Consider the following 14892-nt stretch of genomic DNA (forward strand, 5'->3'; position numbering starts at 1 on the left):
CCCAACGTTAGTTTTATTCCAGAGCCATTAACGGGGTAAGACCAGTGATTAACGGAGCGGTAATGAACGACGTTGGGGAACAGGCGGAGCAAACAGAACAGCTCGCGAATACCATGCTGCAGCAGGTTTATGCCCTGCTGGCCCGGAACAACATCATCCCCAATGCGGTACAGGAGCAGATGCTCACTTCCCACGTGCGCGCAATGGCGCACCGGTCCGTGACCGGCGAGCCGCTGCCGGAGGTTGAAGCAGAGCTGTTTGACGAAATTTCACCGGATTCAATGCGGCTCGCCCGTGAAGTGGTCGCGCAGTTTGGCAATCTTCCTGATGAAGAAGCCTGGCTGCTCTCCGTTCACTTTGAAGTCGCGAAAGACAACCTTTAAGGAGTAACACATGGAACAGATTACAGTCGTGATTGGCGATCGCCTCGGTAAAGGTCAGAAAGTGGCTGCCGGTGTGGAGAAAGCAGGTGGACGCGCGGTGGTCGTGCCGGGCATGGCAGCGGACATGAAGCTCGGCGACGTGATGAAAGCGGAAAACGCCACCTTCGGCATCTCCTTCTGCGGCAGCGGCGGCGCGGGTGCCATCACAGCCCAAACTAAATATGGCTACAAGGCCAAATACGGCATGCGTTCCGTGGAAGAGGGCGTGACCGCCATCAACGAAGGCTGCAACGTGCTGGGCTTCGGCTTTATGGATAAAGAAGAGCTGGGCGAGCGTCTGGTGCAGGCGTGGCAGAAGAAATACGGCGCATAAGCATGAAAGAACAGTTCACAACCACGGTGAGAGTGAAGGGGAAAGGCGACGCCAAAGCGCGCGCCTTTGCCGACGCGCTCAACCACGTTCAGGCCGCGGTGATGAAAGCCTCACCGCATATCTTACTGCGTATTGAGCCACAGGATGTGCAGGTTGTTCAGGCGCAAGAAGCGGTGCGTAAAGAAGCGTTTCTGTTCTTCTTTCTGCGCCGGGAAAGACGCACCTACAGCGTGGAGCTGGATGTGACCGTCAACGTGACCGCTATCAATCTCGACCAGGTGGATTTCGTCACGCAACGCTGATTATTCATAAAAGGGCAGACTGATGTTCTTAATTATATTAATAAAATCGCTCATCATTGGCGGCCTGGTTGGCGTCGGTGTCGGAGCCGGTGCTGCACGCATGTTTCATGCGCCTACCACTCAGGGGATGGGCGCGTTTCGTACGTTGGGGGAACTGAACTCCTGTGAAGGGGATCCGGCGTCCCACTTCTCCTTTGGGTTAGGTTTCTTCTTTAATGCCTGGGCCTCTTCCGTGGCCGCAGGTGCCTTCACACAGGACGTTGACCACCGCATCATCCCGAACTGGGGTGCTGCTGCACTGATGATCAAAAACCGTAACGTCGGCGAAACGCTGCACGACCCGCGCAAAATGGCGATTGCCTGCGGCCTGATCGGCATGATTGTCGTGACTTTCCTCAACCTGACCGCCTCCTCCGTTCCGGCTGCGCTTCAGGTCACCGCCGTGAAGGTGCTGGTGCCGGCGGCAAACCTGCTGGTCAATACCGTGATGCCGGTGATCTTTTGGCTGGCGGCCATCGACGCGGGTAAAAAATCGGGCTTCTGGGCCACCATCTTTGGCGGCGCGGCGCAGCTGATCATGGGGAACGCCGTACCGGGCCTGGTGCTGGGGATCCTAATCGGTAAAGGCGTGGAAGAGAGCGGCTGGAACCACGTTACCAAAGTGATGATGGCGGCTATCGTCCTGCTGTTCGTGCTGAGCGGCTTCTTCCGCGGCTTCGACATGAAGATGATCGAATCCTTCCATCTGACCGTGCCGAACTGGCTCGACATGATCCACAACTCGCTCAGCGGTAAATAACAGGAGCCTCTACATGGAACAGAATAAAGGTTTTTGGTATGCCGACTGGTCGTTCCCGATCTTTGTTGGCCTGCTCTCCTCCGGCGTGTTTGCCGGGACGCACATGTACTACCTCTACGGCATCGGCGCGTTTAACGAAGTGGCCTTCGTGGCGATGCTGAAAGCGGGGATTGATACCGGCGTTTACGGCGCGGTGGCGGCGTTCGGCGCGAGCTTCCTGTTCGCCCGCATTATCGAAGGGTCGCTGGTCGGTATTCTTGACATCGGCGGTGCGATCCAGACCGGCGTGGGCCTGGGGGTTCCGGCGCTGCTGCTGGGCGCGGGCATCATGTTCCCGGTGACCAACTTCATTGCTGCACTGATTACCGGTCTGGTGATTGGCCTGGCGATTGGCTACGTCATCATCCTGGCGCGTAAGTTCACCATCAACCAGAGCAACTCCACCTACGGCGCAGACGTGATGATGGGGGCGGGCAACGCCTCCGGCCGCTTCCTCGGGCCGTTGATTATCCTCAGCGCCATGACCGCCTCCATTCCTATCGGCGTCGGTTCCCTGCTGGGTGCGCTGGTGTTCTACATCTGGCAGAAGCCGATTACCGGTGGCGCCATTCTTGGTGCAATGCTGTTGGGCTGGCTGTTCCCGGTCGCCCTTTAATACCTGCGGGCGCTCAGGCGCCCGCCTTATCAGGAGATCCTCATGTTTGATTTACTCCTGCGCCGTGCGCGCCTTGCCGACGATACCCTGACCGATATCGCCATTCAGGACGGGAAGATCGCGGCGCTGGGCGAGATTAACGCCCCTGCGCATAAAACGGTTGAGCTGAACGGCGACGTGTTCGTCAGCGCAGGCTGGATTGACTCCCACGTACACTGCTACCCGAACTCCCCGATTTACCACGACGAGCCGGACAGCGTGGGCATTGCCACCGGCGTCACCACCGTGGTGGACGCGGGCAGCACCGGGGCCGACGACGTGGACGATTTCTATAACATTACCCGCAAAGCTTCTACCGAGGTGTTTGCCCTGCTGAACATCTCCCGCGTGGGGCTGATTGCCCAAAACGAACTGGCCAACATGGCGAATATCGACGCCGATGCGGTGAAAGAGGCGGTGAAGCGCCACCCTGATTTTATCGTCGGCCTGAAGGCGCGCATGAGCAGCAGCGTGGTCGGTGAAAACGGCATTACGCCGCTGGAGCGGGCGAAAGCCATTCAGAAAGAGAACGGCGATCTGCCGCTGATGGTGCACATCGGCAACAACCCGCCAAACCTCGACGACATTGCCGAGCTGCTGAGCTCGGGCGACATCATTACCCACTGCTACAACGGCAAACCCAACCGCATTCTGACGCCCTCCGGCGAGCTACGCGCCTCTATCACCTCTGCCCTGAAGCGCGGCGTGCGTCTGGACGTCGGCCACGGTACGGCGAGCTTCAGCTTCGAAGTGGCGAAACGCGCCATCGCGATGGGCATTCTGCCGCACACCATCAGCTCGGATATCTACTGCCGCAACCGCATCAACGGCCCGGTGGGCTCGCTGGCAAGCGTAATGTCGAAATTCCTCGCCATCGGCATGTCATTGCCGCAGGTGATTGACTGCGTGACCGCCAACGCCGCAGACGGCCTGCGCCTGACGCGCAAGGGCCGCATTCAGCCGGGCCTCGACGCCGACCTGACGCTGTTCACGATTAAACGCCAGCCGACGGTGCTGACGGACGCTGAAAACGACAGCCTGCAGGCTGAACACATTCTGGTGCCGCTTGCCGCGATCCGCGCGGGCAAGGGCTACATGACCGAACAAGGGAGCACGGAACATGCCTTCGATTTATGAGAAGTACAACTTAAAGCAGGTTATCAACACCTCTGGCCGCATGACGGCGCTGGGCGTCTCCACGCCGCGCCCGGAAGTGGTGCAGGCGGCGATGGACGGCATGAATCACTATTTCGAGATGAAGGATCTGGTCAATAAAACCGGGGAATACATCGCGAAGCTGTTGGATGTGGAAGGCGCGACGGTGGTCTCCTGCGCGTCGGCGGGCATTGCCCAGTCCGTGGCGGCGGTGCTGGTCAAAGACAGCGACTGGCTGCTGGAAAACCTGCACGTGACCCCGATTGAGAACAACGAAATCGTTCTGCCGAAAGGCCACAACGTCAACTTTGGCGCGCCGGTGGGCGCCATGGTGGCGCTGGGCGGCGGCAGGCTGGTGGAAGCGGGCTACGCCAACGAATGCTCCGCCGATCAGCTGGCGGCGGCGATCGGCCCACGCACCGCGGCGATCATGTACATCAAATCTCACCACTGCGTGCAGAAAAGCATGCTCAGCGTCGAGCAGGCGGCGGTCGTGGCGCGCAAGCACGATCTCCCGCTGATCGTCGATGCGGCGGCGGAAGAAGATCTTCACGTGTACTACCGCTCCGGCGCGGACCTGGTGATCTACAGCGGCGCGAAGGCGATTGAAGGACCAACCAGCGGGCTGGTGATCGGCAAAACCCGGTACGTTGAGTGGGTGAAGCGTCAGACGGCGGGCATTGGCCGCGCGATGAAGGTGGGCAAAGAGGGCATTCTCGGCCTGACCTGCGCCATTGAACACTACCTGACGGCCACCAAAGAGAGCGGGGCTGAGATGGTGGCGAAGATGACGCCGTTTATTGACGCGCTCAACACCCTCAACGGCGTGACCGCGCGCGTGGTCTGGGACAGCGCCGGTCGCGATATCGCCCGCACCGAGATTAAGTTCGACGAAGCCGCAACCGGCGTCGGCACGGGCGATCTGGTGGCGAAGCTCAAGCAGGGGGAATACGCCATTTACTTCCGTGGCTACAAGGCCAACGAAGGGATTATCGAGGCGGACGTGCGCAGCGTTAATGCTGACCAACTGAACATCGTGTACCGCCGCATTAGCGAAGTGTTAGGCCAGGAGAAAAACGCATGAAACTGACCCCAAACTTTTACCGTGACCGCGTCTGCCTGAACGTGCTGGCAGGATCGAAAGCCAACGCCAGCGCCATCTACGAGGCGGCGGAAGGCCATGTGCTGGTGGGCGTGCTCTCCAAAAATTACCCGGACGTGGCGAGCGCCGTTGCCGATATGCGTGAATATGCCGCGCTGATCGATAACGCGCTCTCCGTGGGCCTCGGCGCGGGGGATCCGAATCAGTCGGCGATGGTGAGCGAGATCTCCCGTCGGGTGCAGCCGCAGCACGTAAACCAGGTGTTCACCGGCGTGGCCACCAGCCGCGCGCTGCTGGGGCAGAATGAGTCCGTGGTCAACGGTCTGGTCTCTCCGACCGGCACCGTGGGCATGGTGAAAATCTCCACCGGACCGCTGAGCAGCAACGCGCCGGACGGTATCGTACCGGTTGAAACCGCGATTGCCCTGCTGAAAGATTTCGGCGGCAGCTCCATCAAATACTTCCCGATGGGCGGCCTGAAGTGCCGTGATGAGTATAAAGCGGTGGCGGAAGCCTGCGCCCGTCACGACTTCTGGCTGGAGCCAACGGGCGGTATCGATCTGGAAAACTATGAGGAGATCCTGCAGATCGCCTTCGACGCAGGCGTGAGCAAAATCATCCCGCATATCTACAGCTCGATTATCGACAAAGCCAGCGGCGATACGCGCCCGGAAGACGTGCGCACCCTGCTTGCGATGACGAAGAAGCTGGTTAAGTAATATCTGCCCTCACCCTAACCCTCTCCCTTTGGGAGAGGGCCGGGGTGAGGGAAAACAAACCGCACACACCCGAAGGAGCCACCATGCACACCCGTACCCTGCTTGTTGCTTCACTCTCAATGTTCGCCACCGCCGCTATCGCCCAGACGCAATACGCCTGGGTGGGCACCTATAATCCCAACGGCGAAGGGCTGTACCGCTTTACCGTTGACCCGCAAAGCGGCGCGCTGGGGAATAAAACGCTGGTGAGCAAACTGCCGAACGCCGCGCAGCTGGCCGTCTCACGCGACGGCAAAACGCTGTATCTGGCAAGCGAAGTTGAGCAGGGCGTGGTGCAGGCGCTGCGGGTGGGAGATAACGGCGAGCTGAGCGAGCTGAATCAGGTGGCCTCCGGCGGGGCGGGGCCGGTGTACCTGTCGCTGACGCCGAACGGTCGCTATCTTCTGGTGGCGAACTACGTCAGCGGATCTATCGCAGTGCTGCCCGTTAACGCAGACGGCAGCCTGGGTGAGGCCACAGACACACATCAGGATCAGGGCGAACCGGGTGCGGCGAAGCCGGAAGCGGCAGCGGAGGGCAGCTTTGCCATCAGCGATCATAACGGCCCCCACGCGCACATGATCGCCGCCGATCCCAGGGGGAAATACGTGTTTTCCACCGATCTTGGGCTGGATCGCCTCTACCAGTACCGTTTTGACGATCGAACAGGGAAGCTGACGCCGAACGATCCGCCGTTTATCAGCGCCTCCTCAAAAGGCGCCGGGCCGCGCCACTTCGTCTTTACGCCAAAAGGCGATGCCCTGTGGCTGATTAACGAGGAGGCGTCGACGCTCACCCATTATACCGTGAGCGCTAACGGCACCTTAAAAGAGGGCAAAACGCTTTCAGCCCTGCCGGAGGGTTACAAAGGCACCAGCTTTGCTGCCGGGCTCGCATTAAGCGCCGACGGTAAACAGCTGTATGTGGCTAACCGTTTGCATAACAGCATCGGGCACTTTACCGTAACAGCGGAGGGCACGCTGACGCATCAGGACGACGTGTGGACGCGCGGCGACTACCCGCGCACCCTGACGCTCGATAAACAGGGACGCTGGCTGTACGTCATGAACCAGCGCAGCGACAACATTACCCGTTTCCGCGTCGGTCAGGACGGCAAGCTCAGCTTCGAACCGGACTACACGCCGGTCGGCAGCCCATCCCAGATGGTCATTTCACCTTAAGCCGTAAGAGGACAACCCCGTGCGATTTCCGAACCAACGTTTAGCGCAACTTTTCGATCTGTTGCAAAACGAGACGCTGCCGCAGGACGAGCTGGCGCAGCGGCTGTCGGTCTCCACGCGAACCGTCCGTGCCGATATTACCGCCCTGAACGCGCTGCTGGCGAGCCACGGCGCGCAGTTTATATTGAGCCGGGGCAACGGCTATCAGCTCAAAATTAATGATGTCGTGCGCTACCAGCAGCTGCAGGCATCCCACCCGCGCGCGCTGCGTATTCCCCGGACCGGGCCGGAACGCGTGCATTATCTGGTGGTGCGTTTTCTGACTTCGGCATTTTCCCTCAAGCTCGAGGATCTGGCGGAAGAGTGGTTTGTCAGCCGCGCCACGCTGCAAAGCGACATGGCGGAAGTCCGCGAGTGGTTCCATCGCTATAACCTGACGCTGGAAACGCGTCCGCGCCACGGCATGAAGCTGTTTGGCAGCGAGATGTCGACCCGCGCCTGCCTGACCGATCTGCTCTGGGAGCTGGCGCAGCAGGATAGCCTGAACCCGCTGGTGACCGACGTGGCGCTGAATGCAGGCGTGGCGGAGCAGATGGTGCCCGTGCTGCACGAGGCGCTGACGCGTCATCACATCCGTCTGACCGATGAAGGCGAGCTGTTCCTGCGCCTGTACTGTGCGGTGTCGGTGCGCCGCATCAGCGAGGGCTATCCGCTGCCGGAATTCCACGCCGAAGACGTGGAGGAGAACGTGCGAGAGGCGGCGAAGGATATCGCCGTCACTATCCAGCAGCTGGCGGGCAAAGCGCTTTCGCCGTCGGAGGAGAGCTGGCTCTGCGTGCACATTGCGGCGCGGCAGATTCAGGAGATAGCGCCGAGCGCCATTAACGCCGACGACGACGAAGCGCTGGTCAACTACATCCTGCGCTACATCAACACCCACTATAACTACAACCTGCTCAGCGACGAGCAGCTGCACGCGGACCTGCTCACGCACATCAAAACCATGATCACCCGCGTGCGGTATCAAATCATGATCCCCAATCCGCTGCTGGACAACATCAAGCAGCACTACCCGATGGCGTGGGATATGACCCTCGCGGCGGTGTCTAGCTGGGGTAAATACACGCCGTATGCGATCAGCGAAAACGAGATTGGCTTCCTGGTGCTGCATATCGGCGTCGGGCTGGAGCGCCATTACAACATCGGCTACCAGCGCCAGCCGCGCGTGCTGCTGGTGTGCGACGCCGGGAATGCTATGGTCCGCATGATTGAGGCGGTGCTGCAGCGTAAATACCCACAGATTGAGGTCACGCGCACGCTCACCCTGCGCGAGTACGAGCTGGCGGAAACCATTAGCGAAGACTTCGTGATTTCCACCGCTCGCGTCAGCGAAAAATCCAAACCGGTGGTGACGATCGCCCCGTTCCCGACAGACTATCAGTTAGAGCAGATCGGCAAGCTGGTACTGGTGGACCGCACCCGCCCGTGGATGCTGGATAAATACTTCGACGCGGCCCATTTCCGCATTATCGACAAGCCCGTTGACCAGCAAACGCTGTTTCGCGAGCTGTGCGCGCAGCTTGAAGGCGAGGGGTTTGTCGGCGCGGAGTTCCTGGATTCGGTCGTCGAGCGTGAAGCCATCGTCAGCACCATGCTCGGCGACGGCATCGCGCTGCCGCACTCTCTCGGCCTTTTAGCGCAGAAAACCGTGGTCTATACCGTGCTCGCCCCGCACGGCGTTCAGTGGGGCGACGAAACCGCGCACGTTATCTTCCTGCTCGCCATCAGCAAAAGCGAATACGAAGAGGCGATGGCGATTTACGATATTTTCGTCACCTTCCTGCGTGAACGGGCGATGTCGCGGCTCTGTAGCTGCGGAGATTTTGCCGGGTTTAAGGCGGTGGCGATGGAGAGTTTGAGCCGGTTTTGAGGTAAGGGCGGACGGATAACATCCGCCTTTGTTCAACGCAGATGATGCACTACCTGATTACTGCTGCCGCGCCAGATCAGCGCCGGGTCTTTTAAATCCTGCACGAACTTGCCGTCGACCAGGACGTTAATCAGATCCACCACTTCCATTTGCTGCGCGTTCAGCTCTTCCAGCCTGTAGCCTGTCCAGACCCAGATGTCCTTTCCCGCGCACTCGCGGCGAATACGCTTCACCAGCTTCAGGATATCCGGCACGTTTTGCGGGTGCAGGGGGTCGCCGCCGGAGAGCGAAATCCCCTGGCGTTTGATGCGGGTGTCGTTCAGGTCGTTGACGATCTTGTCTTCCATCTCAGCGGTAAACGGCATGCCGGAGTTCAGACGCCAGGTGCTTTTGTTGTAGCAGCCGGGGCATTCGTGAATGCACCCTGAAACAAACAGGGTGCAGCGGGTGCCGGGGCCGTTGACGATGTCGACGGGGTAGTATTGATGATAATTCATAGCCTTAACCTGATGCCCTCACCCCTCCCCCTCCCCCTTGAGGGAGAGGGGGAGAAACCTGCGCAGAACTTACCCAATCTGCCCGTTACCCAAATGCTTCACGCGACGCTTCACCTCTTCCTGCTTCCCGGCGTTAAACGGACGCGCGTCCGGGCTGCCGAGATAGCCGCACACGCGACGGGTCACGGAGACGCGAGCCGCGTCGTGGTTGCCGCATTTCGGGCAGGTAAAGCCTTTGCTCGTACACTCGAACTCGCCGGTAAAGCCGCACTCGTAGCACTCGTCGATTGGCGTGTTGGTCCCGTAATACGGCACGTGCTGATAGCTGTAATCCCACACGTCTTCCAGCGCCTTCAGGTTGTGCTGAATGTTCGGGTACTCGCCGTAGCAGATGAACCCGCCGCTGGCGATCGGTGGATACGCCGCTTCAAAGTCGATCTTGTCGTACGGGTTCACCTTTTTCTCCACGTCGAGGTGGAAGCTGTTGGTGTAATACCCTTTGTCGGTCACGCCTTCCACAATCCCGAACTCGGCGGTGTCCAGACGGCAGAAGCGGTCGCACAGGTTCTCGCTCGGCGTGCTGTAGAGGCTAAACCCGTAGCCGGTTTCCTCTTTCCACTGGTCAACCGCGTTGCGCAGGCGCTGAACGATGGCAATGCCTTTTTCGCGCAGGAGCTCGCTGTCGTACATATGCGTGTCGCCAAAGAGCGCGTTGATGGTTTCGTGAATGCCGATATAGCCCAGCGAAATCGACGCGCGACCGTTTTTGAAAATCTCAGACACGTCATCGTCCGCCTTCAGGCGCACGCCGCAGGCGCCTTCCATATAGAGGATCGGCGCGACGCGGGCTTTGACCCCTTCAAGACGCGCGATGCGGGTCATCAGCGCCTTACGCGCCAGCTGCAGGCGCTCGTCCAGCAGCGTCCAGAATTCAGCTTCATTGCCTTTGGCTTCCAGCGCGATGCGCGGCAGGTTCAGGCTGATGACGCCCAGGTTATTGCGCCCGTCGTGGATCTGCTCGCCGTTTTCATCTTCGTACACGCCGAGGAAGCTGCGGCAGCCCATAGGCGTTTTAAACGAGCCGGTCACTTTGACGACCTGATCGTAGTTCAGGATGTCCGGGTACATGCGCTTGCTCGCGCACTCCAGCGCCAGCTGTTTGATGTCGTAGTTCGGATCGCCAAACTTGTGGTTCAGGCCGTCGCGGATGGCGAACACCAGTTTCGGGAACACCGCCGTTTTGCGGTTTTTGCCGAGGCCGGAAATACGGTTGCGCAGGATGGACTGCTGGATCAGACGCGATTCCCAGCTGGTGCCCAGACCAAACCCGAAGGTCACAAACGGCGTCTGGCCGTTGGCGGTGTGCAGCGTGTTTACCTCATACTCCAGCGACTGGAAGGCGTCGTAGCACTCTTTCTCGGTGCGGGAGTGCGCGTAGCCGTCAGCGTCCGGGATCTGCCACTCTTCGGCAGTTTTACGATGCTTGTTGAAGCTTGCCGTCACGAACGGGGCCAGCACTTCATCAATGCGGTTAATCGTGGTACCGCCATAAATATGGCTGGCGACCTGGGCGATAATCTGCGCCGTGACGGCGGTGGCCGTAGAGATAGACTTAGGCGGTTCAATCTCGGCGTTACCCATTTTAAAACCGTGGGTCAGCATGCCTTTCAGGTCGATCAGCATGCAGTTGAACATCGGGAAGAACGGCGAATAGTCAAGATCGTGGTAGTGGATCTCACCGCGCTCGTGCGCCGAGACCACGTCGCGCGGCAGCAGGTGCTGGCGGGCATAGTGTTTGGCGACGATACCGGCCAGCAGGTCGCGCTGGGTCGGGATCACTTTGCTGTCTTTGTTGGCGTTTTCATTGAGCAGGGCGGAGTTGGTCTGCTCCACCAGGCCACGGATCTCCTGGTTCAGACGACCGCGCTTCTCACGCTGAACGTCACGATCGTGACGGTACTCAATGTAGGCGCGCGCCAGCTGCTTGTAAGGCCCCGCCATCAGCTGGTTCTCAACCGCGGTCTGGATCTCGTTGATATCGACCTGGCTGCGTTCGTTCATCTGGCTGCTAACGACTTCTGCGACGGTGGCGCAGTAATCTGCGTCATCGACTCCCGCTGCTTTAGCTGCACGCAGAATGGCTTCCTGGATGCGCTCTGATTTAAACGGCACTTTACAGCCATCACGTTTCATCACATGCGGTGTCATGATCACTCCATTTTTGAAAACAGGTTATCCACAGAGGTGGGGAAGTCATAACCGGGCGTATTCCCCGTCGGGCCAAAGACTTCCCGCGTTCCCAGCTCGTGTTATCCACAATTCCGGCCAGCGTAAGCGCCGTCTTGTTGTTGGAATAGTAGACGATAAATACAAGATGTTGGGTCGGCGTGCATTTTAAGTGCTACATATAGTGATTTGCATCAAACATGTTTGCGATTTATTTGATGCAGAACAAAGTAAAAAGACGAGAGTACAAACGACGGGCGCTTCAGCGATTGTAAAGGCGCGCGAGAAAAATCTGATTAATTATTCAACAAAAACAGTAAAGTAAGCCGGGTGCTGAGCCGCACCCGGCAGGGAAGGTTACTGTTGCAACCACCAGACGGCTTCAAATGGACGCAGCGACGTCGTTTGCGGTGCCGGGTAGTTACTCATCAGCGCCTGCGACCTATCGCTGAGAGCGTCTGTCTGCCATTCCTGAGGCGTATTGCTCAGGTTCGCCACCACCATCAGCGTCTGCCCCTGCCACTGACGGCGATAGCACCAAAGGGAAGGATGCTCCGGCAGGAGATCCTCATAATCCCCCCACGTCAGCACCGGCAGGGTTTTGCGCAGGCTAATCAGCGACTGGTAGGCGTAGAACACCGAATCCGGGTCGTCGAGCGCGGCGCGGGCGTTCACCGTCTCGTAATTGTCGCAGACCCCAATCCACGGCTCGCCCCCGGTAAAGCCCGCATTGTGCGAAGCGTCCCACTGCATTGGGGTTCGCCCGTTATCGCGTGACTTACTCGCCAGAATCGCCAGCAATTCCTCCGGTTCGCGGCCGTTCGCCCTCAGTTCGGAGAACATGTTCAGGCTCTCCACGTCGCGGTAATCGGTGATGCGGCTGAAGTGCGGGTTAGTCATTCCCAGCTCCTCGCCCTGGTAGATATACGGCGTACCCTGCATGCCGTGCAGCACCATGCCGAGCATCTTCGCGGCCTGTACGCGGTATTCCCCTTCGTCACCAAAGCGCGACACGATGCGCGGCTGATCGTGGTTACACCAGAACAGCGCGTTCCAGGCCCTGTTGTGCATCCCCTGCTGCCAGTGGCGGAAGAGGCTTTTCAGCGCCACGAAGTCCGGCTTCGCCTTCGTCCACTTTTCGCCGCCGGGATAGTCCACCTTCAGGTGGTGGAAGTTAAAGGTCATCGACAGCTCGCGTCCGTCGAGCGAGGCGTACTGCTGGCAGTTCTCCAGCGAGGTCGAGGACATCTCGCCCACCGTCATCAGGCTGCGCGGGGTGAAGACGTCGCGGCTCATCTCCTGCAGATATTCGTGAACGCGCGGCCCGTCGGTGTAGAAGCGGCGGCCGTCTCCGGCGTTGTCGTCCGGGAAATCCTGGTCTTTTGAAATCAGGTTAATCACGTCGAGACGCAAGCCGTCCACGCCGCGATCGGCCCAGAACTCGCACACCTTTTTCAGCTCGGCGCGCACTTCAGGGTTTTCCCAGTTGAGGTCCGCCTGCTCCGGGGCGAAAAGGTGCAGGTAATACTGCTCGCTCTCGGCGTGCCAGCGCCAGGCGTTGCCGCCAAACTTGGAGCGCCAGTTGTTGGGAAGCTGCTCCGGCGTGCCGTCGCGCCAGATGTAGAACTGGCGGTACGGGCTCTCTTTATTTAGTGATTCGCGGAACCAGGCGTGCTGCGTGGAGGTGTGGTTAAACACCATGTCCAGGACAATGCGGATGCCGCGCTCGTGCGCCTCGGCAACCAGCTCGTCGAAATCATCCAGCGTGCCGTAGGCCGGGTCGATGGCGGTGTAATTCGCCACGTCGTAGCCGTTATCCACCTGCGGGGAGATATAAAACGGCGTCAGCCAGATGGCGTCGATGCCAAGGGTTTTCAGGTAGTCCAGGCGCTGCGTCACGCCGCGCAGATCGCCGGTGCCGCTGCCGGTGGTGTCCTGGAAACTCTTTGGATAAATCTGATAGATGACGCCGTTCTGCCACCAGTGAGGAAGGGTATTCATAATGCGTTCCTGCAAATGCGAAGGGGCGCAACTGCGCCCCGAAAGAAGAAGTTAAACAATCTGCAGCGAGCCCTGACGGAACTTACGCTGGTAAACCACGGTGGTGAGCGCCATTGGGACGATGATCGCGATGGCCATCGCCAGGGCAAACACCTGCCAGTAAGCGGGCTGGATGGAGAGGATGCCCGGCAGGCCGCCGACGCCAATCCCGTTCGCCATCACGCCGTTCAGACCACACACCAGGCCAGCCAGACCGGAACCGATCATCGCGCAGAGCATCGGGAAGCGGTATTTCAGATTGATACCGTACATCGCCGGTTCGGTGACGCCGAGGTAGGCGGAGATGGCTGCCGGAACGGAGATCTCACGCTCGTTGTGCTTGCGGCTGACGATGATGATGCCGGTAACCGCCGACGCCTGTGCAATGTTAGACAGGGCGATAATCGGCCAGACCGGCGTGCCGCCGAGGCTCTGGATCATCTGCATGTCGATAGCCAGCGTGGTCTGGTGCACGCCGGTGATCACCAGCGGGGCGTACAGGAAGCCAAACAGCGCGGCACCAATCGGCGCGAAGCTGCCGGTCATCAGGTGACGGACCGCGAAGGCCACGCCGTCGCCGATCATGCGGCCAAACGGACCGATAAAGGCGTGCGCCAGGAATACCGCCAGGATCAGCGAGCAGACCGGCACCACCACCAGATAGAGGTAATCCGGCACGATGCGCTTCAGGCGCGTTTCAATAAAGCCCAGCGCCAGACCCGCCAGCAGGGCCGGAATAACCTGCGCCTGATAGCCCACTTTGGCGATGGTAAACAGGCCGAAGTTCCACACCTCAGGCACCTGCTGGCCAAGTAAGTAAGCGTTCATTAACTGTGGAGAGACCAGCGTAACGCCCAGCACGATACCGAGGATCGGCGTGCCGCCCATTTTGCGCACCGCGGACCAGCAAATCCCGACCGGCAGATAGAAGAAGATGGCTTCGCCAATCAGCCACAGGAAGTCGTAAACGGTTTTCAGCGCCGGATACATCTGCGCCAGGGTTTTGCCGTCGCTCATCGGCACATCGCCGATGACGTTACGGAAGCCTAAGATTAAGCCCCCGCTGATCAGCGCGGGCAGCAGCGGGAAGAAAATTTCCGCGAAGTGGGAAATCAGCTGCTCGTGCCACTTCATATTCTGGCGCGCGGCCTTCTTCGCCTGCTCTTTATCGGCGGAAGAGTGCCCGGTTGTCGCCAGCAGAGCCTGATAGTAATCGCCCACTTCGGTACCAATAACGACCTGGAACTGCCCGGCGTTGGTGAAGCAGCCTTTGACCATGGAAAGTTCTTCAATGGCCTTCGGGTTGGCTTTGGCCGGATCGTTCAGCACGAAGCGCAGGCGGGTAATGCAATGGCTGACGGTGGCGATGTTCTCGCGTCCGCCGACCAGGACGATCAGCCGATCGATATCTGCTTGTTTGACTTTACTCATCATGAAACCTCATGACAGATG

The 14892-nt window shown here is 59.5% G+C and carries 14 protein-coding genes; 10 read left to right on the forward strand and 4 right to left on the reverse strand.

Annotated features, from left to right (window positions below):
• Positions 1 to 44 precede the first annotated feature (44 nt).
• From KGP24_RS02595 to KGP24_RS02640, 10 genes are all read left to right on the forward strand, one after another.
• Positions 45 to 383, forward strand: a complete 339-nt coding sequence (locus KGP24_RS02595; protein ID WP_025911967.1) for a glycine dehydrogenase — start codon at positions 45 to 47, stop codon at positions 381 to 383.
• A 10-nt stretch (positions 384 to 393) separates the two neighbouring features.
• Positions 394 to 756, forward strand: a complete 363-nt coding sequence (locus KGP24_RS02600; protein WP_023293430.1) for an SFCGS family glycine-rich protein — start codon at positions 394 to 396, stop codon at positions 754 to 756.
• Between the two features lie 2 nt (positions 757 to 758).
• Complete coding sequence (locus KGP24_RS02605; RefSeq protein ID WP_006810338.1) at positions 759 to 1058, forward strand: DUF4312 family protein; 300 nt, start codon at positions 759 to 761, stop codon at positions 1056 to 1058.
• A 22-nt stretch (positions 1059 to 1080) separates the two neighbouring features.
• A complete protein-coding gene (locus KGP24_RS02610) occupies positions 1081 to 1857 on the forward strand; it encodes a DUF4311 domain-containing protein (RefSeq protein WP_024907277.1) in 777 nt (258 codons plus the stop codon).
• A gap of 13 nt (positions 1858 to 1870) precedes the next feature.
• Entirely contained in the window at positions 1871 to 2512 is a 642-nt protein-coding gene (locus KGP24_RS02615) for a DUF4310 family protein (protein ID WP_023310183.1), read from the forward strand.
• Positions 2513 to 2554: 42 nt separating this feature from the next.
• The gene (locus KGP24_RS02620; protein WP_223562268.1) at positions 2555 to 3688 is read left to right on the forward strand and encodes an amidohydrolase/deacetylase family metallohydrolase; all 1134 of its coding nucleotides are present in this window, start codon (positions 2555 to 2557) and stop codon (positions 3686 to 3688) included.
• Positions 3672 to 4790 (forward strand): DgaE family pyridoxal phosphate-dependent ammonia lyase, encoded by a 1119-nt coding sequence (locus KGP24_RS02625; protein ID WP_223562269.1) that lies wholly within the window; start codon positions 3672 to 3674, stop codon positions 4788 to 4790. Before KGP24_RS02620 ends, KGP24_RS02625 begins: the two co-directional genes overlap by 17 nt.
• Positions 4787 to 5527 carry a KDGP aldolase family protein gene (locus KGP24_RS02630; RefSeq protein ID WP_223562270.1) on the forward strand — a complete coding sequence of 247 codons (741 nt, stop codon included), beginning with the start codon at positions 4787 to 4789 and terminating at the stop codon, positions 5525 to 5527. Before KGP24_RS02625 ends, KGP24_RS02630 begins: the two co-directional genes overlap by 4 nt.
• Positions 5528 to 5610: 83 nt before the next feature.
• The gene (locus tag KGP24_RS02635; RefSeq protein WP_223562271.1) at positions 5611 to 6747 is read left to right on the forward strand and encodes a lactonase family protein; all 1137 of its coding nucleotides are present in this window, start codon (positions 5611 to 5613) and stop codon (positions 6745 to 6747) included.
• Between the two features lie 19 nt (positions 6748 to 6766).
• Complete coding sequence (locus tag KGP24_RS02640) at positions 6767 to 8677, forward strand: PRD domain-containing protein (RefSeq protein ID WP_223562272.1); 1911 nt, start codon at positions 6767 to 6769, stop codon at positions 8675 to 8677.
• A 32-nt stretch (positions 8678 to 8709) separates the two neighbouring features.
• On the opposite strand, the gene nrdG is transcribed toward KGP24_RS02640, so the two are convergent.
• The 4 genes from nrdG to treB all read right to left on the reverse strand — a co-directional run bounded on the left by nrdG (position 8710) and on the right by treB (position 14871).
• A complete protein-coding gene (nrdG, locus tag KGP24_RS02645; protein WP_223562273.1) occupies positions 8710 to 9174 on the reverse strand; it encodes an anaerobic ribonucleoside-triphosphate reductase-activating protein in 465 nt (154 codons plus the stop codon).
• Between the two features lie 69 nt (positions 9175 to 9243).
• A complete protein-coding gene (gene nrdD, locus KGP24_RS02650; protein WP_223562274.1) occupies positions 9244 to 11382 on the reverse strand; it encodes an anaerobic ribonucleoside-triphosphate reductase in 2139 nt (712 codons plus the stop codon).
• Between the two features lie 375 nt (positions 11383 to 11757).
• Positions 11758 to 13401, reverse strand: coding sequence for an alpha,alpha-phosphotrehalase (treC, locus tag KGP24_RS02655; RefSeq protein WP_223562275.1), 1644 nt, complete (start codon positions 13399 to 13401; stop codon positions 11758 to 11760).
• Positions 13402 to 13452: 51 nt separating this feature from the next.
• Complete coding sequence (treB, locus tag KGP24_RS02660; protein WP_029739268.1) at positions 13453 to 14871, reverse strand: PTS trehalose transporter subunit IIBC; 1419 nt, start codon at positions 14869 to 14871, stop codon at positions 13453 to 13455.
• Positions 14872 to 14892 lie beyond the last annotated feature (21 nt).

The organism is Enterobacter sp. JBIWA008 (assembly GCF_019968765.1).
In the GTDB taxonomy this organism is placed as follows: domain Bacteria; phylum Pseudomonadota; class Gammaproteobacteria; order Enterobacterales; family Enterobacteriaceae; genus Enterobacter.